The organism is Janthinobacterium sp. LPB2021202312-11-4 (genome assembly GCF_037049705.1).
Lineage (GTDB): Bacteria > Pseudomonadota > Gammaproteobacteria > Pseudomonadales > Pseudomonadaceae > Aquipseudomonas.
This window is the reverse complement of the sequence record NZ_JBAGKV010000003.1, coordinates 128,113-151,176: the sequence shown is the minus strand read 5'-3', so window position 1 is coordinate 151,176 and position 23,064 is coordinate 128,113. Positions and strand designations below refer to the sequence as shown.

General features: G+C 62.6%; 17 protein-coding genes. 5 read left to right on the top strand and 12 right to left on the bottom strand.

Annotated features, from left to right (window positions below):
- Positions 1-5: 5 nt before the first annotated feature.
- The 5 genes from V5E99_RS04675 to V5E99_RS04655 form a co-directional block, all read right to left on the bottom strand.
- Positions 6-623: an SCO family protein gene (locus V5E99_RS04675; protein WP_499801317.1), complete on the bottom strand. Its 618-nt coding sequence runs from the start codon at positions 621-623 to the stop codon at positions 6-8.
- A complete protein-coding gene (locus tag V5E99_RS04670; RefSeq protein ID WP_499801315.1) occupies positions 620-1,273 on the bottom strand; it encodes an SCO family protein in 654 nt (217 codons plus the stop codon). Before V5E99_RS04670 ends, V5E99_RS04675 begins: the two co-directional genes overlap by 4 nt.
- A gap of 13 nt (positions 1,274-1,286) precedes the next feature.
- Positions 1,287-3,230, bottom strand: coding sequence for a cytochrome D1 domain-containing protein (locus V5E99_RS04665; protein WP_499801313.1), 1,944 nt, complete (start codon positions 3,228-3,230; stop codon positions 1,287-1,289).
- A 525-nt stretch (positions 3,231-3,755) separates the two neighbouring features.
- Positions 3,756-9,569 (bottom strand): manganese-oxidizing multicopper oxidase MnxG, encoded by a 5,814-nt coding sequence (gene mnxG, locus V5E99_RS04660; protein ID WP_499801311.1) that lies wholly within the window; start codon positions 9,567-9,569, stop codon positions 3,756-3,758.
- Positions 9,570-9,773: 204 nt separating this feature from the next.
- Positions 9,774-10,382, bottom strand: coding sequence for a lytic transglycosylase domain-containing protein (locus tag V5E99_RS04655; RefSeq protein ID WP_499801309.1), 609 nt, complete (start codon positions 10,380-10,382; stop codon positions 9,774-9,776).
- Between the two features lie 196 nt (positions 10,383-10,578).
- Between V5E99_RS04655 and gspG the strand changes: the two genes are divergently transcribed.
- From gspG to V5E99_RS04640, 3 genes are all read left to right on the top strand, one after another.
- Positions 10,579-11,013, top strand: a complete 435-nt coding sequence (gspG, locus tag V5E99_RS04650; protein WP_499801308.1) for a type II secretion system major pseudopilin GspG — start codon at positions 10,579-10,581, stop codon at positions 11,011-11,013.
- 14 nt (positions 11,014-11,027) lie between these two features.
- The gene (locus V5E99_RS04645) at positions 11,028-12,215 is read left to right on the top strand and encodes a type II secretion system F family protein (RefSeq protein WP_499801306.1); all 1,188 of its coding nucleotides are present in this window, start codon (positions 11,028-11,030) and stop codon (positions 12,213-12,215) included.
- A gap of 151 nt (positions 12,216-12,366) precedes the next feature.
- On the top strand, positions 12,367-13,062 hold the full coding sequence (locus V5E99_RS04640; RefSeq protein WP_499801304.1) for a hypothetical protein: 696 nt from the start codon (positions 12,367-12,369) through the stop codon (positions 13,060-13,062).
- Between the two features lie 95 nt (positions 13,063-13,157).
- Here the strand turns inward: V5E99_RS04640 and V5E99_RS04635 are convergent, their stop codons facing one another.
- Positions 13,158-14,048, bottom strand: coding sequence for a LysR family transcriptional regulator (locus V5E99_RS04635; RefSeq protein WP_499801303.1), 891 nt, complete (start codon positions 14,046-14,048; stop codon positions 13,158-13,160).
- A 225-nt stretch (positions 14,049-14,273) separates the two neighbouring features.
- On the opposite strand from V5E99_RS04635, the gene V5E99_RS04630 reads away from it, so the two are divergent.
- Together V5E99_RS04630 and V5E99_RS04625 are read left to right on the top strand one after the other, a co-directional pair.
- On the top strand, positions 14,274-15,293 hold the full coding sequence (locus V5E99_RS04630; protein WP_499801301.1) for an alpha/beta hydrolase: 1,020 nt from the start codon (positions 14,274-14,276) through the stop codon (positions 15,291-15,293).
- Positions 15,294-15,434: 141 nt separating this feature from the next.
- On the top strand, positions 15,435-16,862 hold the full coding sequence (locus V5E99_RS04625; RefSeq protein WP_499801299.1) for a mechanosensitive ion channel domain-containing protein: 1,428 nt from the start codon (positions 15,435-15,437) through the stop codon (positions 16,860-16,862).
- A 108-nt stretch (positions 16,863-16,970) separates the two neighbouring features.
- On the opposite strand, the gene ycaC is transcribed toward V5E99_RS04625, so the two are convergent.
- The 6 genes from ycaC to V5E99_RS04595 all read right to left on the bottom strand — a co-directional run bounded on the left by ycaC (position 16,971) and on the right by V5E99_RS04595 (position 22,843).
- A complete protein-coding gene (gene ycaC, locus V5E99_RS04620) occupies positions 16,971-17,597 on the bottom strand; it encodes an isochorismate family cysteine hydrolase YcaC (protein ID WP_123513827.1) in 627 nt (208 codons plus the stop codon).
- Between the two features lie 70 nt (positions 17,598-17,667).
- Entirely contained in the window at positions 17,668-19,506 is a 1,839-nt protein-coding gene (locus V5E99_RS04615; RefSeq protein ID WP_499801297.1) for an amidohydrolase, read from the bottom strand.
- A complete protein-coding gene (locus tag V5E99_RS04610; protein WP_499801295.1) occupies positions 19,503-20,126 on the bottom strand; it encodes an antibiotic biosynthesis monooxygenase in 624 nt (207 codons plus the stop codon). The genes V5E99_RS04615 and V5E99_RS04610 overlap by 4 nt, the downstream gene beginning before the upstream one ends.
- A complete protein-coding gene (locus V5E99_RS04605) occupies positions 20,119-20,535 on the bottom strand; it encodes a DoxX family protein (RefSeq protein WP_499801293.1) in 417 nt (138 codons plus the stop codon). The genes V5E99_RS04610 and V5E99_RS04605 overlap by 8 nt, the downstream gene beginning before the upstream one ends.
- 491 nt (positions 20,536-21,026) lie before the next feature.
- Positions 21,027-21,812, bottom strand: coding sequence for a LysR family transcriptional regulator (locus tag V5E99_RS04600; RefSeq protein ID WP_499801291.1), 786 nt, complete (start codon positions 21,810-21,812; stop codon positions 21,027-21,029).
- A 47-nt stretch (positions 21,813-21,859) separates the two neighbouring features.
- Entirely contained in the window at positions 21,860-22,843 is a 984-nt protein-coding gene (locus V5E99_RS04595; RefSeq protein ID WP_499801289.1) for an MBL fold metallo-hydrolase, read from the bottom strand.
- Positions 22,844-23,064: the final 221 nt, after the last annotated feature.

Sequence of the window (23,064 nt, the reverse complement as noted above, 5' to 3'; positions counted from 1 at the left end):
CGGACTCAGCGCCCGACCACGGGCATTGTCAGCAACTGCAAGCGCTGGGCAATGGCGGCGGCCGGTGCATCGGGGCGGATCTTGCTCCAGCGTTTGTTGGCCACATCACCGACGATCAGTTGCGTGGAGTGCTGCTCGGGGGTCGGCACGATCTGGCCGATGCGGCTCAATACCAGGTCCATTTGCGCCTGGTCGCCGGTCAGAAAAAGCCAGTGGGGCCCATCGACGCCCTGCTTCAAGGTGTAAGCCTTGAGCACCGCCGGGGTGTCCCGCAGCGGATCACTGGTAAGGGAGATGAAAGTAATGCCGTCAGCCTTGTCGCCCAGGACTTCGCGCACTTCCTTGAGCTTGCGGGTGATCAACGGGCAGGCGTCATTGCAACTGGTGAAAATCACGTTCAGCAGCACCACGCGGTTTTGCAGCGCATCACTGTAGAAACGCAGGGTGTTGCCGTTCTGGTCCTGCAACGGCGTGTCAGTGAACCAGGTTTGCGCATCGTGGGTGCCGCCGGCCGGTGCTGCGGTAGCAGTCACTGGCGGCGCGACATGCCCTTCGTGGGCAAACGCCACCGAACTGAAAATGCAAAAGCACACCATCAGGCTGATCCAGTCGAGCGGTCTCATGGCTGAACCTCCATGGCGATGGCGGTGTGTTTGGCGTGGATGTTGCGCTGGCCGCTGAGTTTTTCCACTTCCCGAGTCAGCACTGTCGGGTCGGTGAAGCCGTAGTAGCGGGTCCAGTGGCGGCTGTTGCCGTCGCCGACCATGATCAGCGGCGCGTGGTTCTTGAAGTCGCCGCTGAAGGTGCCGAGGCCCTTGAGGGTTTCGTTCACCGATTGCGGGGTGCCGGTGAGCCAGCTCCAGCCGGGACCGTTCTGAAAGTTGCGGGCGTACTCGCTCAGGCGTTTGGGGTCATCGCGTTGCGGGTCGATGCTGATCGACACCAGTTGCACCTCTTTGCCGACCCGGGCACCGAGCTGTTTCTGCACCTTGCCCATGATCGACGACACCACCGGGCACACCGTGGTGCAACTGGTGTAGATAAAACTCATGACCACGATTTTGTTACTTATGAGGTCTTTTTCCAGGCTCACCGCTTTACCGGTCTGGTCCATCAGCGCGACGTCGGCGAATTTCACTTGGGCGCTCTCCTGGGTCTTGGCCGGTGGGGTGTTGTGCCCGGCGTGCTCATCCGCCGAATGCGCCAGGGCCTGGCCCATGCCAGCGGCCAACAGGCAGAACGTCAGCCATCCGTGATGTGTGAATCGGTTCATGTCGATTTCCTCTTCAGTGAGCATCGCCGGGCAGGACCCGAACGCTGGCAAAAGTCTTGTCATCGAAACTCGCGCCCAAGGACGCCGCGCGCACATGCAGGTACCAGGCGCCGCTTTGGTCAAGGGTCACCGGCGCTTCGTACACACCGTCGCCGACGTCGAGGGCTGCCACCTCTTGGGCCCGGGAGGTCGGGGCGCGGAAGTAACGCAGTTGCACATCCTTGCGTTGCACCGGCCGGTTGCCCTGGGCGATGCGAAACCGCACGAGGTAAGGGCTGCCGAGGGTGGCCGTGGAGCGGTCTAGCATGAATTGCACCTTCGGCACGCCGGGGTGTTGCGCGAGGTTTTTGTCCGGTTCGATCAGGGCGGTGAAGCAATGAACAATGTTCGGCTGGTTGAGCAGGAACGCCACGTCGAAACGCCCGGCCGACGGCAGTTTGATCCGCGCGCTGTACAGCCCCGGCTCGACTTCGCGCAAGCTGCGGTCAATGACCATCGCCGCCCGCGCCACTTGCCCGCGATTGGGGTAGCCGGACATCGGCGCGTTCATGCCTTCGGCGTAGAAGTAGGTGGTGTTGTCCACCGGGTTAACCACGAACACCGCGTTGTCATCCCGCGACACCGCCAGGCTTGAGGCCAGCGGCAAATCCCCGGCCAGCCGTGGCGCCTGGGGCCCCGCTTCGAAACCCTGGCTGATCGGCGTGCGCCCTTCGCCCAGCGACGCCAGGTTAATCATCGTGACCTTGGCCGAGGCGAGGCCGCGCACGTAGGCGTAGGCCTTGGTGAACACCACTTGATAGGGCTCGGCGGAGACGTCGATTGTATGGATCAGCGAATCGGTGGCGGCGTCGATGACTTCGGCACGGTTTTCCAGGGTGTTGAGCACCACGCCGAAGCGGCCATCGGCGCTGAAGCTCATCGGCCCCAGGCCTTGGCTCAACGTGATCACCCGCCGCACCGCCAGGCTGCTGGTGTCGACCACGGTCACGCTGCCGTCCTGGCCATCAGCGACGTACACCGCTTGGGACAGCGGCGAGTACGCCACCGACAACGGGTGGCTGCCGGTCTTGAGTTGTTTGTTGATGGTGAGGCTGGCGATGTCGATGATGCTCAGGGTGCCGTCGTCGCGGTTGGTGACGAAGGCGTGACGGCTGTCCTTGCTGAAGGCGATTTCGTGGTGCCCACGGCCAGTGGCCAGGTGTTTGAGGGTTTTGAGGCTGCGGCTGTCGATCACCGTGACCCCGGACTGTTCGGGGTTCTGCGCATTGTTGCCGACCCACAGCAGACGCTCGTCCGGTTGCAGCGCCAGCCGCACCGGGTTGCTGCCGGCGGCCACCGAGTCGAGCAACTGGAATTTTTCGCTGTCGAGCACCGCCACTTCCCCGGCGACCGGCATCGAGATGAACACGCGTTTGTTGTCCTTGGTGGTGACCCAGTCCATCGGCGATTGCTTGAGGTTGATCCGCGCCATGGTGCTGGTGATCCCGCCGACCGACACCGACGGATCAACCACCGAAACGCTGGCATCGCGATTCATCACCAGCAGGAAATAACTGTTCAGGTCGAGCAGCGGCCGCGCCCCGATGCTTGATTTGAGGAACACCCCGACCCGGGACTTGCAGCTCTTCTCACGGCCCTGGGCCTGGTCGGCGGCGACGGTTTCCGGGTCGAGCCAGGCGCCGGGGTTGACGCCGGCCAGCGGCTGGCCGGAGTTGCTGTCGCTAACCCGAAATTGCACGTCGGCAAACCCGCCTTCGCGCAGCACACCGTCCTCGGCCAACGGCTGCAGCTTGAAGTCCACCGCCACCCCGTCGCGGGCCAGTGATTGACCGCTCCAGGTGTCCGGCAGCGCGACCTCGCTGAGCATGTCCGGCGGCGTGGTGCGCCAGACGCCCAGCCACACCAGCGCCAGGCCCGCAACCAGCGCACACCCGGCGATTCTGATAGTCCTGTTCATAACGCGTCTCCCCTTACACATCAGTTGCCACGCCCTACCCTTGTAGGAGCGAGGCTTGCCCGCGAAGGGGCCGCCACATTCACCATCAATGTCGCCTGACCCACCGCTTTCGCGAGCAAGCCCGCTCCCACCTTCGATCTACAGCGGCCACGCCATCTGTGCCCAACCCCGATCCTTGTAGGAGCGAGGCTTGCCCGCAAAGGCGTCATCCGCCACATCATCAACACCGTGTCGTACCCTTCGCGGGCAAGCCTCGCTCCTACAGAAACGGTGCACCCTGTGGGAGCGGGCTTGCCCGCGAAGGGGCCGTCACCTTCACCATCAATGTCGCCTGACCCACCGCTTTCGCGAGCAAGCCCGCTCCCACATTCGATCTCCAGCGGCCGCAGCATCTGTGCCCAACCCCGCCCTCCCCTGTGGGAGCGGGCTTGCTCGCGAAGAGGCCATCACATTCACCCTCAATGTCACCTGACCCACCGCTTTCGCGAGCAAGCCCGCTCCCACAGGGGTGATGTGCTCCATGTCCTAAGGGGCCGGGGCCGGTTCCGGTTCGTTGGTCACCCGCAACAATCCCCAAAGCCCGGCGGTGTTGCCGTAGGCGGCGTAGTCGCGGTACAGGTAGTCGCCCGGTATCCCGTTGCTGCCCCCGGCGCTCGGGTGCATGAAGCTGAAATGCGCCGCCGGCAGGATGCTTTCGTGGGCGCCGATGTACATCGACATCGGGTTCAAACCGAACCGCACCGAGCCCACCCCCGGCGTACTCATCGGATAGCCTCCGGTGTCGCTCTTCTCCGACTGGAACGGATTGACCGACCACACGTGCCCATCGAGCTGGAACGTCGAGCCACGGCTGCCACCGGTGGGCATCAGGATGTGGGTGCGGAACGGTTGCCCCGGTTTCACATACAGCACCGGCGTCTGCGGATCGCCGCCCACCAGCGCGTTGCTGTAGGCCATGTGCGCGTTGGGTACGTCGGCGTAACCGTTGCCGTCGGCATGCCCGAACGGCGCGTCCGGCGCCAGGCCGAAGCGGTACCACAGCGGTTCGGTCTTGTAGTTGATCGCCATGCTCGAGTTGTCCTGCGGATCGGTCGGCACGCCGTTGCCTTCCGAGGCGATGCCTTCCACCGGCCGGCCATTGGCCCAACGCATGTTCAACGCCTTCTGCCAGACCAGCGCAAAGTCGCGGTAAGTGGTCTGCCCCGCCGCCGTGACCGTGGCCGACGCCTTGCGCACATCGTCGACCCAGGTCGCGCCGATCGGCAGGATGCTCATCGCCCCCCCGAGGCCTTTTTGCGGCTGCTTGATCACATCCGCCGGGGTGAAATTCAACCCGCCGAACTCCACCGCCGTGGCGTTGATGTTGTCGACGCTGCGACCCAGTTGCGAGATCGGTTTGCCTTCACGCTCCAGGTGCCCGGCGTAGTACTGATACGTGCGGGTCGGGTACGCGCCGCTGTTGCCAACGCGCGGTGGCACGGTCTGGATCGGGTTGGCGCCGACGTTGGTGCCGTCGGATTTGGTGATGTCGTAGGCCAGCAGTTGTGCGTGCAGGCCGACGTGGCTCGACGGTCGCATCAGGTTGTTGCTGAACGTGGTCGAGCCTTCACCGTTGTTGCGATCACGCTTGACCACGCCTTGCATCACAGCGGTCTGGGCCAGGTCCGGCATCACGCTGGGCAAACGGTTTTCCAGGGTGATGTTGATGCAGTCCCCCGCCGCCGCGCGCAACACCAGCGGTTCGACGGGCACGCCGGGTTTGAGCTTGCCGGTGACCGAATCAAGGTCCGATTTGCGCACGTAGAGAATCGCCGTCGGGTCATGCAACGGACCGCTTTGCCCACCGATGGTGAAGGTCTCGCCATCTTCAGGATCGGTCACGGTGACCTGGGGAATGCTCTTGGCCCGGGAGTTGTAGACCAGCGTACCGCCCGCAGGATTCAACGGCCCGCCCACATGCTGGCCGAGCCCTGCCGGATCGCCGATCGACAGGCTCAGCGGGTTGCCGAGGATGTCGTTGGCCAGCGCCGCGACCACTTCATAGTTGCGTTGCACGGTGGGCCGGGTGCCGATGCCATTGGGGTTGGCGCCGATCCGTGGGCACGTGCCGTCGAACGCCACGGTGTTGCGCATGCCCGCCGGTTTCGGATTGTTCGGCAGGGCGAACAGGTCGTTGCGCTGGGCCGTGTAGTTGCGCATCACGCCCCAGATCCCGCTCCAGTAACCTTCCAGGGACGCGTCCATCGAGTACAGATAATCCCCGGTGGTGGCCGCCGAACTGGAGAGCATCGAGACGGGTGCAATAAAGCCCATCTGCTCGGAGATCCCGATCATCTGCGACGAGCGCCAGCCGGAGTTGGAGCTGTTGCCGAAACCGGAACCGCTTTGCAGCCATTTCACGCCGTGCAGGGTCACGTTGTGCTCTTCTTCGTGACCGCCAGCATGCACCCGCAGCCGCACGTTATCGCCGGTATACGTGCGCAGCATCGGGGTGAACGGGTCACCCGGTTCGGCGCCGCCACGGTTGATGTGCGGCGGGAACAGCGTGGTGCCGCCGGTCGGGCCGGTGGCTGCGGTGACCAGGTTCGGCGCCAGGTTCATCGCCGGGATCGCACGGTCGGTGCGGCTCTGCATGGCGTACGCCAGGTCGCCACCGAGGCCGTCGGCCTGCATGCCGCGCTTGCCGTCCGGGCCGACCTTGTTCGGATCGAACACCCGCAGGGCCAGGGGTTCGTTGCGGTAATTGACCACGAACATGCCCGGGTCATCGACCGAAATCGCTTGCGGGCATGGCCGGCTCGGGCAGCCCGGCATCAAGCCGCCACGGGTTTCGACCACTTGCTCCAGCAAGGTCTCGGCCTGTTTGCGCAATGGCGGGTTGATCGAGTAGCGGAAACTGTCAGCCGTCGCCGGGAACGCTTGCGGATTCGGCACGCCATCCGGGCCGGCGCCCACGTACACACCGGCTTCATAGGCGTGCTGGAAGTCGCTGTATTCGAGGAAGAACTCACGGAAGCTGTCGTTCTTGCCGTCGCCGTCCAGGTCGCCAGTGGACACCACCGCTTGCCATGAGGTCGGCCCGCCGTCCTGCCGGGCGCCGCTGTACAACGGCTCGCCGGTTTCAGCGTGGAACCAGGTCGATCCGGCCGGTTCAGCCAGTACGGTGGCGTACAAGCCAATCTGCTGGTGCGTCGATGGGCCGAGGTGGTCGTGGGTAAAAATGGTTCCCAGGCCACGGTCGACGCCTTTGGTGTTGACCACCGGATCGACAAACCAGCGCTGCATCGCGGTCCGTGCCCCGAGCCAGTCCGCCCGGCCATACTGACCGAAATACGGGTGTGCCTTGGCTTTCGGGCAGGCCGGCGTACCGTCGCGCGGGTCGGTGCCTTCGCACTGGTTGAACTCGCGAATCGCGTGGATGCGTTCCACCACGGCGCCAGGTGAAAGCACGCCGTCTTCGTAGTTCCAGCCGTTGGCCGAACCGTCGGCGGCGGTCAGGTCCCACTTCGGCAGGTGGATGTGCTGGCCGATCACGTCGGTCGGCGTGCGCACTTGGTAGTCGTCCATCTCATAGGTGGCCGGCACTAGGTTGGTTTGCTGGTATTGCACGCAATCGAAGGTGTTCATGCGCATAACCAGCGGCTCTGGCGGGCGCTGCTTGGTGATCACCGGCCAGGCGTCTTCCCACAGCGCCAAAATGCGTGCTTGCGGGAAGTGGTAGCCAACCTTGTTGTACACCGCGTCAAACTGGATGTTCGCGGCTTTGTAGATGCGCGGACGGTCGGCGGTGAAGGTCGAGGCTCCGGTGAAAGACAGGCCATCGACCCGCTCGCCGCTGTTGAACTCACCGCTGCCGGCGCTGGCGGTCAGGCGTTTTTGTCGGTCGTCCATGCACGGTTCGTAGTACGGCGCGCCGGCGATCGGCAACGCGCCGTTGGTGCGGAACGCTTTCGCCACGATTTGATTGCCGGGCAGCAGCGCGAAGCTGGGGTGATCTTTTTTCCCGTGGAAGGCCATGGCGACCTGTTCGACTTCGGTGCCCTCTTCCGGCAGGTAGATCGGTTTGGCGCGGGTGACTTCCTTGGAGAAATCCAGCGAGGTGGTGATGGTGTGCGCCGTACCACCGGAGGAGAAACCGTCCAGCGAATGCCGGCCCAGACCGCCGTCCCAGCCCCCGGACTGCGCCGGATCGAGGTTGGCCCACAAGGCCTTGCCGCTGCTTTTCAAGGCCTGCGCCTTGGCGGCGTCAAGCATGTCCAGCGGTGGCGTTGGCGGACGTTGGCCGACCGAACTTTCCATGCCGCCGATCCAGAACGGATAACCGGGGTTTTTCAGGCTGCCGTCGGCATTGCGGTTGGCTTCGCTGCGATCCACCAGGGCCAGTGAACCGATGGCTTGCGTGCCGCCGCTCTGATGTTCACTGTTGTCGTCATCCTCATCGTCATCATGAGCCACCAGGGTTTCGCCGATTTTCGGTACCACGGCGACTTTGCCCGGCATCGGCGCCATGGCTTTGCCCGGCAACGGCACGACAGCGGGAATCGGCGTCCCGGCAACGATCTCGCCATCGGGCAAGGCCCGGGCGCCGGCCGCCGGTTTGCCGCTGCGCAAGGCGTAGGGTTCGCTGTGATACCCGTCGGCGCCCTGCTGGGACACTTCGAGTTTGGTGCCTTCTTCAAACACATCGTGCACCCGCCACATAGCCCACATACCTTGGGCGAAGTGCGGGTAGAAGTGACAGTGATAAATCGCATCGCCGGCCACGCGGTTGCGGTTGCCCGAACCGCCATTGGCGATTTCATAGGTGTAGCCGGCGCCCGGACCGATGCCTTGGGCGTCCACGTAGTCGGAGTTGTCATCGTTGGGGTTGAACAGCCACTGATGCCCGTGCAAATGGAAGATGTGCTGTTCGTGGCCGTTGTGGGTGTTGCGGAATTTGACGAAGTCACCGATGTAGCTGTGGTTGACGTTGGCCGGCTCGGACGGATACAGCGCCATCGTCGCTTTGACCCCGACCTGATCGGCGCGGGGCGTTTCGCCGGGGCGAATGTTTTCCAGGCCAGCGTTGGCCGGCACGTCCACCAGCATCGCCACGTCGCCCACGGTGTGGGAACTGAGGAAAAATTCTTCATAGGCGCAGGACAGGCAATCGTGCATCGGCCCGACGCCCAAGCGGTTGGCAACCACTTCGGCACCCATGCCGCCGGAGCCGTAGTTGATCATGAACGAGTCGCGGGTCGGCTCCAGCACGTGGGCCATTACCGGGTCGGCCCAGTAACCGGGGAACGCCTGGGTCACAGCGGTTTCATCCTGGAACTGCGAGGCGAAATCGCGGAACGGCTCCAGCCGATTGGGCAGCGCCGGGTTGCGTTTGCCGATGGCTTCCAGTGGATAGGTGGCTGGCGGGAAGCTGCCGTCGGCATTGCTGCCCATGACAATCGCATCGCTCTCGCTGGAGATGATTTCGTTGCCGTCGACCATGTTGATGATCGGCGTGCCGGCCTTGCCTTCGCGCACCCAGGGTTGGCGCTGCGGGTAGCGTGCCTGGTAGTCGACAATTGGCTGGCCGGCGGGCGTGCGGCCGCTGCTGGCCAGGCGCATTTCTTCTTCGGTAAGGGTGTTGCGATAGCTGCGGCCGCCCTTGGGCAGCACCACCACTTCGCCGAACAGACCGTTGGCGACGTTACCGGCCGCCCCCTCGCCACCGAATGTCGCGCCACGGCTGCTGGCGGCAAACGCGCCTTCGCGCTCGGCGTACAAGGTGTAGCTGCGCGTTGCACCGGGGGCGATCAGGGTGTTGGCGTTGCGCCCGGTAAAGGAAGCGATGTCATCAATGCTGTTGACCGCTTGCAGGCCATTGACCTGGAAACCGACATGACGATCCGTGACCTGATCATCGACCTTGAAGTTGTCGTCATTGCCGACGCCGACTTCACCCTCGATCTCGCCTTCGTCCCCGCCTTCGTGGCTGCCGGGATTGGCCTGGTAAGCCAGCAGGTTTTGCAGATTGACGGTCAGGCAGTCACCGGCGGCGACGCGCAACACCAATGGCCGTGGACGCTTGTCGGGCCGCAACGAAACTTTGCCCGGCACCGCCGCGCCACCCTGGGCGAGGGACATGTCATGGTCATCGACCACGTCCCGGCGCAAGGCGAACATCATGCCGTTGGCATTTTGCGCGCCGAGACGGTTGAACATCAGCGGCTGATCGAGCGCCACGACGTTGGCCACCAGATTGCGCTCACAGCGCACGGCGGCGTCGGCGAGCTGGATGCCAAACAACGGCGCCAAAAACAGCAGCAGGTTAACCAAGTGATGAGCGTGGGATATGCCGGTCATGATCACGGGCCTCGCTGTGGTTGCACACAAGAATAATTCTCTACAAGTCACCTTGAGCAAACCGCATGCCACAAAAAATAGTGTCATTAATCAGATAGTTAGGAAGACGACTTGATAAGTCGGGGGATATTCCCCACCCATTCCCCACATTCCGGGCCACCCCGGCTTGCCCCACATGTGGGGCAAACGCCCCAGGCTTTGCGGTCACAGCGGCGCATCCACCGCCAGGCCCTGCAAACGCCGGTATTGGCGCAAGACACTGGGGACGTAACGCTGGGTTTCGGCGAACGGCGGGACAATGCGGCCACGGCTGAGCACGGCTTCCGGCCCGGCGTTGTAGGCGGCCACGGCGAGGGTGATGTCGTTGTCAAACAGGGTCATCAGCCGCTTGAGGTAACGGGCGCCGCCCTGGATGTTGGCCTTGGGGTCATAGACGTCCGTCACCCCCATTTCCCGGGCGGTGTCGGGCATCAATTGCATCAACCCGCCGGCGCCTTTGGCCGAGGTGGCGCTGCTGTTGTAGCGCGACTCGGCCTGGATCACCGCGTGCAGCAACGCCGCCGGCAATTGATTGGCCGTGGCCGCCGCCGAGACCAGTTCGGCATAGGGCTGGTTGGCGATCATTTGCGGTTGCTGATCCATGCTCAGTTGGGCGGTTTCGGGCTCATGGATCACCCGCTCATAGTGCCGTCCGGGGCGGTGGACGTTGGACAGTACATAGCTGCCCTTGGCGTCCACGGAGATGAAGACATCGGCCTGCGCAACGCCGGTCAGCAGCAGCGCGCCGAGCAATCCTGTGGTGAGTGCTTTCATGTGTCATGCCTCCCCTGGCCGGCCCCGAAAAACGGGGCTTATGCCCCAATGGCCGGTAGTCAACCAGCCATACGCAAGCACTGTGCCGTCGGCGCCAAGCCCCGTATCACAAGGGGTTCAGCGCAATCACCAAGCGTGAGCATGGCAATTGCATAAGCCCTCATAGCAACTGTGCTGCCCAGTGGATGAGGTCATCATGAAACAGCGTCCGTGTTCCGCCCCGCGCGCCCAAAGCGGGTTCACCTTGCTCGAACTGTTGGTAGTGCTGGTGGTGCTGGGGTTGTTGGCCGGCATCGTCGCGCCGAAGTATTTCGCCCAGCTCGGGCGCTCGGAAGTGAAGGTGGCCAAGGCGCAGATCGAAGGCCTGAGCAAGGCACTGGATCTGTATCGGCTGGAGGTCGGTCACTACCCGTCCACCGAACAGGGTTTGCAAGCGCTGGTCACCGCACCCAGCGATGAAACCCGCTGGACCGGCCCGTACTTGCAGAAAAAATTGCCCCTGGACCCCTGGGGTCGCGCCTACACCTACCGCTACCCCGGGGAAAACAGCGAGTACGACTTGCTGTCCCTGGGCAAGGACGGGCAACCCGGCGGCGAAGGCGAAAACGCCGAAGTCACCAACTGGCAATGACCGGAGCAACGCCCATGCGCTTTCATCTCAAAGCCGTCGGCAAGGCAGGTGTGGTCTCGATGACCGTCGAGGCGCCCGGCCACAGCGAGGCCCGGCGCATCGTCGAGGACCAGGGCTTGCGCGTGGTCAGCCTGCAGGCCGAGCGGCACTGGCGGGCCTTGCGCCTACGCCAGCGCGATACCTTCAACCTCGTGTTGTTCAGCCAGGAACTGACCACGTTGCTCAACGCCGGCCTGCCGCTGATCGATGCGCTGGAAAGCCTGGCGGAAAAGGAAACCGCGCCCCAGTCCCGCAAAACCCTGAGCGAACTGGTGCGCCTGCTGTATGAAGGCAAATCGTTTTCCCAGGCCTTGGGTCAGCTGTCGGCGGTGTTCCCGCCGCTCTACGTGGCACTGGTGCAGTCCAGCGAAAAGACCGGCGCGGTCGGCGAGGCCCTTGGCCGTTACGTCAGCTATCGCCAGCGCATGGACGAAGTGCGGCAGAAGATTGTCAGCGCCTCGATCTACCCGATGCTGTTGCTGATTGTCGGCGGTGGCGTGGTGCTGTTTCTGATGGGCTACGTGGTGCCGCGCTTCAGCCTGGTGTTCGAAGGCCTGGGCTCGAACCTGCCCTGGATGTCGCAGATCCTGATGAGCAGCGGCATGTTCCTGCACGCGCACCAAGTCGAATTCTTCGGCACCCTGGCGGCAATCATCGTCGCCCTCACCTTCCTCCAGCGCCAACCGGCCTTTCGTCGCGCCGTAGACCGGGTGATCGAAAAACTCCCGGCGGTCCATCAACGGATCTTCATGTACGAACTGGCGCGCTTCTACCGCTCCCTGGGGATTCTGCTCCAGGGCGGCATCCCCCTCGTCACCGCCATGGGCATGGTTCGCGGCCTGCTCACCGTGGCCTCGCGCACACGCCTGGACCAGGCCTGCGAACGGGTGCGCGAAGGTCAGTCGTTGTCCACCGCGCTGGAACTCAATCACCTGGTGACCCCGGTGTCCCTGCGCCTGCTGCGGGCGGGGGAACAATCCGGCAACCTCGGGCAAATGATGGAACGCAGCGCCGATTTCTACGACGAAGAGATCAGCCGCTGGCTCGAGTGGTTCGTGCGCTTGTTCGAACCGCTGCTGATGACCTTCATCGGCTTGCTGATCGGGGTCATCGTGATCCTGATGTACATGCCGATTTTCGAGCTGGCCTCAAGCATTCACTGACCCCTCTGGAAGAGGGTTGAGCGGCACGTTGCAGCGTTTATCGACGTTTCAACCGAATAAATCAGAACGTCGGGGTGTTTACTCACTGAATGAAGCAGCACGTTGCATTGTTCATCAACGTTCCAACCTGAATAAAAAGACGGAGAACGACATGCACATCAACAAGCTTTTACTGGCAGTAGCTATTGGCGCAGTTTTGTCGGCGTCTACCGTATTGATCCCGGACAGCCTGTCCGGAATGTCGAGCGCACAGGCCAAGGATGGCGGTAGCGGAGGTGGTGGCGGCGGCTCGGGTGGCGGGGGCGGCGGTGGTTCGGGTGGTGGTGGCGGCGGCCATGGCGGTGGTGGTTCGGGCGGCGGCGGATCTGGCGGTTCGGGCGGCGGCGGCAACGGTGGCGGATCTGGTGGCAGCGGTTCGGGCGGTGGCAGCGGAAATGGCGGCAGTCACGGTGGCAGCGGCAGCAGCGGCAACGGTGGAAACAGCAGCAGCCACAGCGGCAGCGATCATGGCCCGGGACATTCCGGTGATAACGCGTCCTCCGGGCGCAACGGCACCCATGCCGAACCCGGAGATGACCATGGCGTCCATCGTGCCGGTGAAATAGGCGATGACCACGGCGTTCATCGTGCCGGTGAAGTGGGTGACGACCACGGTGTCCATGCGGCCGGTCAAGTCGGCGATGATCACGGCGTCCACGCGGCAGGCCAACCGGGCGATGATCACGGTGTCCATCGCGCAGGCGAAATAGGCGATGACCATGGCATCCACGCGGCGGTCGGTCAGGTGGCCGACGACCATGGCGTTCACGTCGGCGGCGAACCCGGCGACGACAAACGGGCCAACTAACAACACAACCCCCTGTAGGAGCTGCCGAAGGCTGCGATCTTTTGATCTTGCTTTTAAAAAGATCAAGATCAAAAGATCGCAGCCTTCGGCAGCTCCTACAGGGGGTTGTGTTCCAGACGTTCGCGCAAAAACTCGATAAACGCCTGCACCGGCCGCGACCCTTGTCGATGTTGCGGGTACACCGCCGACAAGGTCAGTGGTTCCGGCCGAAAATCCTCCAGCACCGGCACCAGCCGTCCATCCTTCAACGCCGCGCCAACGATAAACGTCGGCAGGTAGGTAATCCCCATCCCGGCAATCGCCGCATCTTTCAACAACTCCCCGTTATTGACCCGCATCCGCCCGGTGACGTTGACCGTGAGCGGTTTGCCCGGCCCTTCGAATCGCCATTGCACCTGGCGCCCGTGCCCATACGGCAGGCAGTCATGGTTGAGCAGGTCTTCGGGTTTGTCCGGCGTGCCGCGCTCGGCCAGGTACGCCGGGCTGGCGCAGTACACCCGCTGAATCGAGGCGATGCGTCGGGCGATCAGGGTCGAGTCTTCCAGCACGCCGATGCGCAACGCCAGGTCGTAGCCCTCGCCGAGCAAATCCACTGGCCGGTCGCTCAGGTCCACTTCCACGGTGACATCGCGATAGCGCTGCAAAAACACCGGCAGCAGGCAGCCCAAATGCGCCAGGGCAAACGACAGCGGCGCGCTCAGGCGAATGGTGCCGCGCGGCTCGGTGGTCTGGCCGGCGATGCCCTGCTCCACTTGCTCGACTTCGCTGAGCAGGCGCAAGGCTGATTCGTAATAGCTCTGGCCCAGCGGCGTCACGTCCAGGCGTCGGGTCGAGCGGTTGAGCAAACGCACGCCCAGGCGCTCTTCCAGTTGCATCAAGCGACGGCTGACGAATTGCTTGGACAGGCCCAATTGATCGGCCGCCGAGGTGAAACTGCCGGAGTCCATGACCTGGCAAAAAATACGCATATCTTCGAACGGGTTCATTGTCACGCCCTGGTTGACAGTCAAACACTTTATAGCCGCTTTTTCCCTTTCTAGCACCCTATTAATCTGTGTCCACGGTGCTGATGAAGCCCAGACCTACTCGCTGTAGGAGCTGCCGAAGGCTGCGATCTTTTGATCTTCCCCGATCCAAAGCAAGATCAAAAGATCGCAGCCTTCGGCAGCTCCTACGGGGACTAACGACATTAATTAAAAAGGATTTACGCCATGAACCTCGTCAAAAAAACCCTGACCGCTTCCCTCCTCGCCCTCGCTGTTGGCAACGCTTTCGCTGCTGGCAGCCCAGGCGTCGAACACAACACCCAGGCCTTCCTCGAAGCCCTCGCTGCTGGCGGTGGCAAACCCCTCGAACAACTGAGCCCCAAGGATGCCCGTGCGGTGCTGACCGGCGCGCAGAACTCGGTGAAAGTGGATTTGTCGGGTGTGGAAGTCAGCGACCGTGCGATCAAGGTTGGCGAGCAAAGCATTAATCTGAAAATCGTCCGCCCGGCCAAGGTCAAAGGTGAATTGCCGGTGTTCATGTTCTTCCACGGTGGCGGTTGGGTGTTGGGCGACTACCCGACTCACCAACGCCTGATTCATGACCTGGTGGTGGGTTCCGGCGCGGTCGCGGTGTATGTCGATTACACGCCGTCGCCAGAAGCGCAGTACCCGACCGCGATCAACCAGGCCTATGCCGCGACTCGTTGGGTCGCCGAGCATGGCAAAGAGATCGGCGTCGATGGCAAGCGTCTGGCCGTGGCCGGCAATAGCGTCGGCGGTAACATGGCGGCGGTCGTGGCCCTGATGGCCAAGGAACAACACACCCCGGCGCTGCGCTTCCAGTTGCTGATGTGGCCGGTGACCAACGCGCAGTTCGACACCGGGTCGTACCAGCAATTCGCCGAAGGGCATTTCCTGACCAAGGGCATGATGAATTGGTTTTGGGACAACTACACCACCGACGCCGGTCAGCGTGCGCAGATCCACGCCTCGCCGTTGCAGGCCAGTACCGAACAGCTCAAAGGCTTGCCCGCAGCCCTGGTGCAGACCGCCGAGTTCGACGTGTTGCGCGATGAAGGCGAAGCCTATGCCCGTCACCTGGATGCGGCGGGTGTGCCGGTGACGGCGGTGCGTTACAACGGGATGATTCACGACTTTGGCTTGTTGAATCCGCTGAGTCAGATTCCGGAAGTGAAAGCGGCGGTGCGGCAGGCGGCACTGGAACTCAAGACGCATCTGAACTGAGTTAGAAAAAGCAAAGATCGCAGCCTTCGGCAGCTCCTACAGGATCACCTACAACCGCGAATAATCGGGTGTACTCAATCCCTGTAGGAGCTGCCGGAGGCTGCGATCTTTTTGCGCCACGCCAAACTCCCGGAGTTTCCCATGTCCTTCCTCTACGGCCATCCCCTGTCCCTGAGCGCCCTGCTGCTGGCGATCGACGCCCTGCTCTGGCACCTCGCGCCGATCCCCCATCGCGTCACCCGCATCGGCCTGCGCCTGGCGCTGTTCCTGATGTTCAGCGCGGTCATCATCAACGCGGGCGTCAGCCCGTTGCAGGCGCCGCTGTTTGCCGATGACCGGGTGGCGCAACTCGGAGCCACGGCCCTGGGGATTCTCTGGTGGCTGTACGCCGCCCGGGTGCTGACCGAAGTGATCGGCCTGGCGCTGATGCGGCGCATCGGGCACAGCGGACGGTTGTTGCAGGACGTCATCGGCGCACTGGTGTTTCTGGTGGCCATCGTCGCAGCGGCCGGTTACGTGCTGGATCTGCCGGTCAAAGGCTTGCTCGCGACCTCCGGGGTGGTGGCGATCGTGGTCGGCCTGGCGCTGCAAAGTACCTTGAGCGATGTGTTTTCCGGGATCGTGCTCAATACCACCAAGCCGTACCAAGTGGACGACTTTGTAGTGATCGACGGCGTGGAAGGCAAGGTGCTGGACATCGACTGGCGCGCCACCCATTTGCTCACCAGCACCGGCACCCTGGCAGTGGTGCCGAACTCAGTGGCGGCCAAGGCGAAAATCGTCAACCTGAGCCGGCCGAACAACATGCACGGTGTGTCGATCAGTATTCAAGTGCCCAACCACATTCGCCCGCGTCGGGTGCTGGATGCGCTGGATCGCACGCTTCAGGGCAGCAGCACATTGCTGCTCAACCCGGCGCCGAAAGCGCTGCTCAAAGAGGCCGGCGAAACCATGTCCATCTATGTGGCCAGCGGGTTTATCGCTGAGCTGGGCAAAAAAGGTGACGTGCGTAATCAACTGTTCGACCTGGCCCATCGGCACCTGGAAGCGGCGGGGATTTCCCGGCAGCTCGATGGTGTGATCGAGCCTTCCACCCGAGCGCGGGCCCTGCTCGATGAAGTGAAAATCTTCCGTTCGCTGGATGAGGATGAACGTGATCGCCTGGCGCAAGCGATGGTCCCGCAGCAGTACGCGGCGGGTCAGGTGGTGCTGGATTTGAATGAAGTGCCGGACAGTCTGTTCGTAATCGCCACCGGCGTGGTCAGCGCCACCGTGCCCGATGGTGCCGGGCAGACTGAAGCCGGGCGCATGGGGCCGAGCGAGGTCATGGGCGAACAGAGCATCCTCACCGACACACCGTCCCAGGCCAGCTTCACAGCGTTGACGTCGTGCATCATCTACCGGATAGACAAGTCCCTGACCCGCGATTGCATGCAGCAACGTGGCGAGGTGGGACGGGCGTTGGACAAGTTGCAGGCCGTTCGGCAGCAGAACAGTCGGTTGGCGTTGATGGCCAAACCAGTTCCGGTCAGGAAAGGAGGGTTTCTCGGCTGGCTACAAAAGCGCTGAAAAAACCTGTAGGAGCTGCCGAAGGCTGCGATCTTTTGACCTTGATCTTCTTAAAAGCAAGGTCAAAAGATCGCAGCCTTCGGCAGCTCCTACGGGGAGAGCTGTTGCTTATTTAGCGGTCAGTACCGAATAGCTGTTCATCAGGTTGCGATAGTTTGGAATGCGTGGCGACAGCAGGTTGGCCAGGCCTTCCATGTCGTTGCGCCAGTCGCCTTGCAGCTCGCAAGCCACGGAGAACCAGTTCACCAGTTGTGCACCGGCCGCCGACATACGCGCCCAGGCGGCTTGTTGCACGGTTTCGTTGAAGGTGCCCGACGCATCGGTGACCACAAACACTTCGAAGCCTTCAGCCAGCGCGGACAAGGTTGGGAAGGTCACGCAGACGTCCGTCACCACACCGGCAATGATCAACTGCTTGCGGCCAGTGGCTTTCACGGCTTTGACGAAATCTTCGTTGTCCCAGGCATTGATCTGGCCTGGGCGCGGGATGTACGGCGCGTCCGGGAACAGTTCTTTGAGCTCAGGGACCATCGGGCCGTTCGGGCCGTTTTCGAAGCTGGTGGTGAGGATGGTCGGCAGTTTGAAGAACTTGGCCAGGTCCGCGAGGGCCAGCACGTTGTTCTTGAATTCGTTGGGCGAGAAATCCTGCACCAGCGAGATCAGGCCGGTCTGGTGGTCAACCAACAGTACAACGGCGTCGTCTTTGTTCAGGCGTTTGTACGGAACGTTGCTCATGTGAAACTCCTCGGTAGTGGGATGGTGCTTAGGGCGCCGGCACGTGGGGCCGGCGCTTTTTTATGTGCGTTTAGAAAGCGAAACACGAGCAGCCAAAGGCGCCCCAGAAACCGGCGAAATCGCTGACCGGCGCGTTCGACAAACGGGCCTTTTCATGGCTGTGGGAATGCACGCCGCACGGCCCGCTGCAATGGTGAACCTGAGCCTGCATCGGCGAAGTCGGACGCCAGTGGCCCGGGACTTTCACCACCGGCGACCAGTCCGGCAGTACCGGCACACTGGCCGGGCCGAGTTTTTCGAAGTCACCGGCGGCGTACACCACTTTGCCGCCGACCACGGTCAACACGGACTCGATCCATTTGATCGCTTCCTCATCCACGCTGAAAAAATCTGCGCTCAGGGCCGCGACGTCGGCCAGTTGCCCGACCTTGATCTGGCCTTTCTTGCCCTGTTCGGACGAGAACCAGGCACTGCCGTGGGTGAATAGCTCCAGCGCAGTCAGCCGCGACAGGCCTTCGGCGTGCAGCTCCAGACCGCCAACGGTACGGCCGCTGACCATCCAGTACAGCGAGGTCCAAGGATTGTAGCTGGACACCCGCGTAGCGTCGGTGCCGGCGCCGACCGGTATGCCTTCGGCCAACATGCGCTTGATCGGCGGCGTGGCTTCGGCGGCTTTGGCACCGTAACGCTCAACGAAATATTCGCCCTGGAATGCCATCCGGTCCTGAATCGCAATACCGCCGCCCAGCGCCCTCACCCGCTCGATGTTTTGTGGGGTGATGGTTTCGGCATGGTCGAAAAACCACGGCAGACCGTTGAACGGAATGTCACGGTTGACCTTCTCGAACACGTCGAGCATGCGGCTGATGGATTCGTTGTAAGTGGCGTGCAGACGGAACGGCCAGCGCTGCTCGACCAAGTGGCGGACCACCGGTTCCAGTTCGTCTTCCATGGTTTGCGGCAGGTCCGGGCGCGGTTCGAGGAAGTCCTCGAAATCCGCCGCCGAAAACACCAGCATCTCGCCGGCGCCGTTGTGTCGCAGGTAATCGTCGCCCTGGTGAAGGGTCACGCTCGACGTCCAGTTCTTAAAGTCGCTGAGTTCTTCTTTCGGCTTCTGGGTGAACAGGTTGTAGGCGATGCGCACGGTCAGTTGCTCGTCCTTGGCCAACTGCTCGATCACCTGGTAATCGTCCGGGTAATTCTGGAAACCGCCGCCGGCGTCGATGGCACTGGTCAGGCCCAGGCGATTGAGCTCGCGCATGAATTGACGGGTCGAGTTGACCTGATATTCCAGGGGCAACTTAGGGCCTTTGGCCAGGGTCGAGTAGAGAATCATCGCGTTCGGCCGCGCCACCAGCATGCCGGTCGGGTTGCCGTTGGCATCCCGGACAATCTCGCCGCCCGGCGGGTTCGGTGTATCACGGGTGTAACCGGCCACGCGCAGAGCGGCGCGGTTGAGCAGAGCACGGTCGTACAAGTGCAGGACGAACACCGGGGTGTCCGGCGCGGCCTGGTTGAGTTCTTCCAGGGTCGGCATGCGTTTTTCGGCGAACTGGAATTCGTTCCAGCCACCGACCACACGCACCCATTGCGGGGTTGGGGTGCGGTCGGCCTGGTCCTTGAGCATGCGCAAGGCATCGACCAGCGACGGCACGCCTTCCCAACGCAGTTCGAGGTTGTAGTTCAAGCCGCCACGGATCAGGTGCAAGTGCGAGTCGTTGAGGCCGGGAATCACGCAACGGCCCTTGAGGTCAATGACCTGGGTGCCAGAGCCGCGCAGGGCCATGGCTTCGCCGTCATTGCCGACCGCGACAAAGCGCCCGTCCTTGATGGCCACCGCGCTGGCCAACGGCTTTTCGCGGTCGACGGTGTGGAATTGGCCATTGAATAAAATCAGATCGGCGTTCATCGCGGTTCCTCAGGCGTAGTGGAATGAGACGTGTCGGCTGTCAGCCACGGCGCGAACAGGCGCGTCGCCCGAGGCATGAACAGGTACACCACCGAAACCACGATGGTCACGGTGATCAGGAAAGTGGCGACCACGTAGTTCGACAGGAAGGCATTGAGCTTGAGCAACGGCCCCCAGATCAGCGGCACCAGCAAGGTGTGCGGCAGAATCACCAGCAACGTGATCACGGCCTGCTTCCAGCGCGGCGGTGGTTTGGCGGCGTCGGCCAGTGGCGAGAACCAGAATTCATTGACCGGCGCGACTTCGGTCTGGTCGCCGTCGGCCAGCATCGGCGTGGCTTCGTTGACCAGTTCCAGGCGTTGCGGCGAATCGAGCCACAGTTGCATCGCTTCGGTGGAGCAGAAACGCAAAATGCAGGTGTAGGTGTCGAGGCCGGCGTTCTTGCCGCGTACCACGTCCACCCCCAGATGCCCTTCGCGCTGCCCGGCGATGCGCACGATGTTGCGCAGCCAGGCTTCGTACGGGGCCTCGAAACCGGCCTTGACCCGGTGCTTGACGATCAAGGTCACGACTTCCTCGAAACCCGGTTTTGCAGCGTCGGCGCGGTTGGCATCAGGCATAACGAAAGACTCCGGCGAAACGATCATTGAGCGCCAGCCGTCCCGGCCCGGCGATAAGGATGCTGGTGAACACGATCAACAGCAGCCAGCCGAACTGCCCTTCGAACAGGCTCCATTGCGGATGCACGATCAACAGCGCCACCAACAGCACAAACAGAATAGGCAAGCACGCCAAACGCACCAGCACCCCGGCGACGATCAGCAGCGGGCACAGCACTTCGGCGAAAATCGCCAGGATCAGCGTGAGGTGGGCACCGAGGTGGAACGGGTCTTCGATCAGTTTCAGTTGCGCGTTGAAGTCCAGCATCTTCGGCAAGCCGTGGACCCACAGCAGAAACAACCCGCCGCTGACCCGCAGAAACAACAACCCCAGGTCCCGAGCCCGTTCATCCCATCCCGCTGCGTTCATGGCCTGCCCGCTCCCTTGAAAAATCACCGGCATGGCTTCGCCGGCACTTGATCTGATAGTGCCGGGCTCAGGAGGGGAAAAATTGAATGTACGTGCTCTTTTTGCCTAAACGCAGATCCCGGCAGGAGCTGCCGCAGGCTGCGATCTTTTGATCTTGATTCTCGATGATTCGGGTGTCGCCGAAGATCAAAAGATCGCAGCCTTCGGCAGCTCCTACGTTGACCGCGTTGCGCTACGTTGTTTTTTGCGGCCCAGCACACCCCTGTGGGAGCGGGCTTGCTCGCGAATGCGGTTGATCAGTCAGCCATGATGTTGGCTGACACACCGCCTTCGCGAGCAAGCCCGCTCCCACATTACGGCGCCGGGATGTTGAGGGGTTCGGACATGAATTGGCTGATACGTGAGCGCAGCCATTTCTCCGCGGGATCGTTGTCGTGCACCCCGCTCCAGGCCATCGACAATTGCGCGGCTTCGATGGGGAACGGCGGATCTTAGGCGCGCAATGCGCAGCCTTCAACCAAAGCACACGCGGCGTAATCAGGCACGGTGGCGATCATCTCGGTGCCAGCGAGCAATGCGCGCAAGCCGCTGAATTGCGGCACGCCCAGCACCACGCGGCGGCAGCGACCGATCTTCGCCAGGTCGAGGTCAATGTTGCCGCTCAGGTCGCCAGAGAACGACACCATCGCATGGGGCCGTTCGCAGTATTCGTCCAGGGTCAGCGGGCCGGGGCGTTTGTCGCCGCGCAGCACTTTGCAGGGGATGTCCCGCAGTTTTTTGCGTTTGGCATTGGCCGGCAAATCGGTGGTGTAGCTGACACCCACGGAGATTTCCCCGGACGCCAGCAACGCCGGCATCAGCAGGTAGTTGGCCCGGCGCACCACGACGATGATGCCCGGCGCTTCTTCGCGCAATTGACTGAGCAACGGTGGAAACAAGCCGAACTCGGCGTCGTCCGACAGCCCGATGCGGAACACATCGCAGCTGCTGGCCGGCTCGAATTCCTTGGCACGGCTGACCGCTCCGGAGATCACGTCCATCGCCGGTTGCAGTTCCTTGAGGATCGCCAGCGCCCGCGCCGTCGGCTCCATGCCGCGACCGTTGCGCAGCAGCAACGGGTCGTCGAACAGATCACGCAAACGCCCCAACGCCGCACTCACGGCCGGTTGGCCCATAAAGAGCTTTTCGGCGACCCGGGTCAGGTTCTTTTCGAACATCAGGGCTTCGAAAATCACCAGCAGGTTCATGTCGACGCGGCGCAGATCATTACGATTCATAGGGACGGTCCATTTGGGTGGTCAGCCAGGCACGGGTTCTCGGAACTCTACTCGATCAACGGCACTTTAGCCGCTCGTTTGTACGGACCGTACTCCACAGGCACCCATTGGAAATGCTTGCCCTCGGCGGCGATGTGGCCAATGCCGGGGAACGGCAAGTGCGCGGCGGTTACCCAGGTTTTGCTGACAGCCGCGTCGGTGAAGACCTGATTGCGGCTCTTGATCGCTTGCTGACTGTTGACGTCAAAACCGATTGAAACCTCGGGGTGGAGGAATTGCACCGCCAGGTTATGTACCAGATCGCCCATGAACAAAATGCTCTGGCCCTGGGAGGTGAAGCGGTACGTGGTGCTGCCCGGCGTGTGCCCGGCTTCCAGCGTAGCCTCGACACCCGGCACCGGCGACTGGCCGGCATCGAAGGTTTTGAAGCGCCCCGCCGCGACGTAAGGCGCTGTGGAATCCTGAGCGATTTTGAAGTACGGCTTGGCCCCTTCGGGGGCTTTGGCGATGGCCTGCGGATCAAGCCAGTAATCGGCTTCAGCCTTGGCGGCGTAGACCATGGCGTTGGCGAAGACCGGTTTCTGCTGGCCATCGACCAAGCCGCAGACGTGGTCCAGGTGCAGGTGAGTCAGCAGGATCGTGTCGACCTGATCCGGCTGGTAGCCGGCAGCTTTCATGTTGTCCGAGAGCATGCCGGCGGTTGCGCCGATGCACTGCCCTGCCCCGGTGTCCACCAGGATCAGTTGCTTGCCGGTGTTGATCAGAAACGCGTTGAACGCGGTCTGCACGCCGGGCGTTTCAATCGAGCGCCGGGCCAGCAGCGCGCGGATCTGGCTCTGGGTCAGGCCCTTGAGCAGTTTCGGCGACAGGTCGTTGTAGCCGTCGAACAGCGCGGTGACTTCGTATTCACCCACCGCCAATCGGAAGTAGCCCGGCGCCTGGGTGCCGACCTGAGCCGGTGCCGCCGCCAAGGAAATACCGGAAGCCAGCGCAATCGCCAGGCCCAGTGTGCCAACCAGAGAATGTTTCATGCCTTCACCATTGATGTACCGGAGGAAAGCGGTCTGCCAAGGCCCGCCGAACGTGCCCCATCTTGCATGAGCGCGCCCCCGCACACTTGCAGCGATGTGCTGAGTTAGCGCGTTTCTTCGCCATGGGCCGGACGCGGAATTAACAACGTTTAACTCGCCGGCGAGCCCCTCGCGCCCAAGAATGAAGTCCTCTGCGCAGACCTGTTTTCTTCAAAAGGGAA

Bases quoted from the DNA above. Each gene is read 5' to 3' on its own strand.
- V5E99_RS04675 (WP_499801317.1), bottom strand. From the start codon at position 623: ATGAGACCGCTCGACTGGATCAGCCTGATGGTGTGCTTTTGCATTTTC.
- V5E99_RS04670 (WP_499801315.1), bottom strand. From the start codon at position 1,273: ATGAACCGATTCACACATCACGGATGGCTGACGTTCTGCCTGTTGGCC.
- V5E99_RS04665 (WP_499801313.1), bottom strand. From the start codon at position 3,230: ATGAACAGGACTATCAGAATCGCCGGGTGTGCGCTGGTTGCGGGCCTG.
- mnxG (WP_499801311.1), bottom strand. From the start codon at position 9,569: ATGACCGGCATATCCCACGCTCATCACTTGGTTAACCTGCTGCTGTTT.
- V5E99_RS04655 (WP_499801309.1), bottom strand. From the start codon at position 10,382: ATGAAAGCACTCACCACAGGATTGCTCGGCGCGCTGCTGCTGACCGGC.
- gspG (WP_499801308.1), top strand. From the start codon at position 10,579: ATGAAACAGCGTCCGTGTTCCGCCCCGCGCGCCCAAAGCGGGTTCACC.
- V5E99_RS04645 (WP_499801306.1), top strand. From the start codon at position 11,028: ATGCGCTTTCATCTCAAAGCCGTCGGCAAGGCAGGTGTGGTCTCGATG.
- V5E99_RS04640 (WP_499801304.1), top strand. From the start codon at position 12,367: ATGCACATCAACAAGCTTTTACTGGCAGTAGCTATTGGCGCAGTTTTG.
- V5E99_RS04635 (WP_499801303.1), bottom strand. From the start codon at position 14,048: ATGAACCCGTTCGAAGATATGCGTATTTTTTGCCAGGTCATGGACTCC.
- V5E99_RS04630 (WP_499801301.1), top strand. From the start codon at position 14,274: ATGAACCTCGTCAAAAAAACCCTGACCGCTTCCCTCCTCGCCCTCGCT.
- V5E99_RS04625 (WP_499801299.1), top strand. From the start codon at position 15,435: ATGTCCTTCCTCTACGGCCATCCCCTGTCCCTGAGCGCCCTGCTGCTG.
- ycaC (WP_123513827.1), bottom strand. From the start codon at position 17,597: ATGAGCAACGTTCCGTACAAACGCCTGAACAAAGACGACGCCGTTGTA.
- V5E99_RS04615 (WP_499801297.1), bottom strand. From the start codon at position 19,506: ATGAACGCCGATCTGATTTTATTCAATGGCCAATTCCACACCGTCGAC.
- V5E99_RS04610 (WP_499801295.1), bottom strand. From the start codon at position 20,126: ATGCCTGATGCCAACCGCGCCGACGCTGCAAAACCGGGTTTCGAGGAA.
- V5E99_RS04605 (WP_499801293.1), bottom strand. From the start codon at position 20,535: ATGAACGCAGCGGGATGGGATGAACGGGCTCGGGACCTGGGGTTGTTG.
- V5E99_RS04600 (WP_499801291.1), bottom strand. From the start codon at position 21,812: ATGAATCGTAATGATCTGCGCCGCGTCGACATGAACCTGCTGGTGATT.
- V5E99_RS04595 (WP_499801289.1), bottom strand. From the start codon at position 22,843: ATGAAACATTCTCTGGTTGGCACACTGGGCCTGGCGATTGCGCTGGCT.